We start from the raw sequence: 1,524 nt of genomic DNA on the forward strand, positions 1-1,524 counted from the left end.
AAGCACCCGACGAACGTCGTGATCCTCGATCACGACCTGGACATAGCCCCGGGCCTGGGCGACGACCTGATGGTCGTCGCGTCCGCGCGTTCACGCGTGCCTTCCAGACCTTTCGCGGCAAAGGTACGCGTGCCAGGATGACGAGATCTCTACCCCCGTCGAGGGGTTTACCGAAAGCCGTCGCTCCGGCATTTCCGCCGTCGCTCGAAAACGGCACACGGCATCGAATGCGTGGCGCTTCACAGGAAATTCATGACCGCCGCGAATTCACGTGACCACGTACCCGCAGACAGCGGAACGAGCTGTCCGATCAGGAGGGAGACGGGCGCTGTGCGCGAGCCCGTAGGCAGCGTGGCTGCCACCGACACCAGGTCACCGAGGCTGGACCGCGGTGACATCGACGAAGCAGCGCGCCGGCTGACCGGCCGGGTGTGGAAGACCCCTGTCCTTCGCTCCGACCAACTGGACGCGCTCTGCGGCGCGCGGCTGTGGCTCAAGGCGGAGAACCTGCAGCGCGGCGGGTCCTTCAAGGTCCGGGGTGCCCTGCTGGCCCTGGAGCGGCTGGCCGCCTCGGGAAGCCGGGGCGTGATCGCGCAGAGCACCGGCAACCACGCCATCGCGGTCGCGCTCGCCGCCCGCGAGTACGCGCTGCCCACGGTCGTGGTGCTCCCCTCCGACGCCGCACCGGCCAAGATCCGCCGGATCCGGGAGGCCGGTGCCGACGTGGTGACGGCCGGGACGGTGCTCGCCGAGCGGGTCGCCGTGGTGGAGGAACTGCGCGAGCTGCACGGTTACGACGTCATCGATCCGTACGAGAACCCCCATGTGGTCGCGGGACAGGGAACCGCCACGGCCGAGCTGATCGGCCAGGTCGCCGCGCAAGGCGGGAAGCTGGACGCAGTGATCGTGCCCATCGGCGGCGGCAGCGCCGTCGCCGGCGCCGCTCTGGCGGCCACGGGGCAGGACGTCGCGGTGATCGGGGCCGAGCCGCGGGCCGTACCCGCCTTCACCGAGGCCCTGCGCGCCGGTCGGCCGGTGACCGTGCCCGCCGGCCCGACCATCGCCGACGGGCTGCGCCCCGACCGGATCGGCGCTCTGCCCTTCGACCTCGCGCACCGGGCGGTCAGCGGCGTCGTGACGGTGTCGGAGACCGCCATCGCCGACGCGCTGCGCGCCGCGTTCCTGCACGCGCGGCTGGTCATCGAGCCGGCCGCGGCGACCGCGCTCGCCGCGGCCCTGGAGCATGCGTCCGGACACGGCACCGACGTCGGGGTCCTGCTCAGCGGCGGCAACGTCGAACCGAGCCTGGTGACGTCACTGCTGGCCGACCACGAAGTCCCGGCCCTGCACACCGCGGCGCGCTGAAGCCCGCAGCCCGTACACCAAGAGATCGAGGGTGGACCGAACGCCCCGACGAAATCCTCGTCGGCCGTCGCGCGGGCGCGTTGCAGGCCGATGGCCGTCTTCATCAGCGCGTGGAAGTCCGAGCTGTCGTTGGTGCCGCCGTCCAGCCCCAGCCCGACC

At 71.8% G+C, this 1,524-nt stretch carries 1 protein-coding gene; it reads left to right on the forward strand.

Annotated elements, in window-relative coordinates:
* Positions 1 to 330: 330 nt before the first annotated feature.
* Positions 331 to 1,365 (forward strand): threonine ammonia-lyase, encoded by a 1,035-nt coding sequence (locus tag ABTY04_RS40925; protein WP_352218509.1) that lies wholly within the window; start codon positions 331 to 333, stop codon positions 1,363 to 1,365.
* The last annotated feature ends 159 nt before the right edge of the window (positions 1,366 to 1,524 follow it).

It is taken from the genome of Streptomyces sp. NPDC097981, assembly GCF_040302565.1.
Taxonomy (GTDB): domain Bacteria; phylum Actinomycetota; class Actinomycetes; order Streptomycetales; family Streptomycetaceae; genus Streptomyces.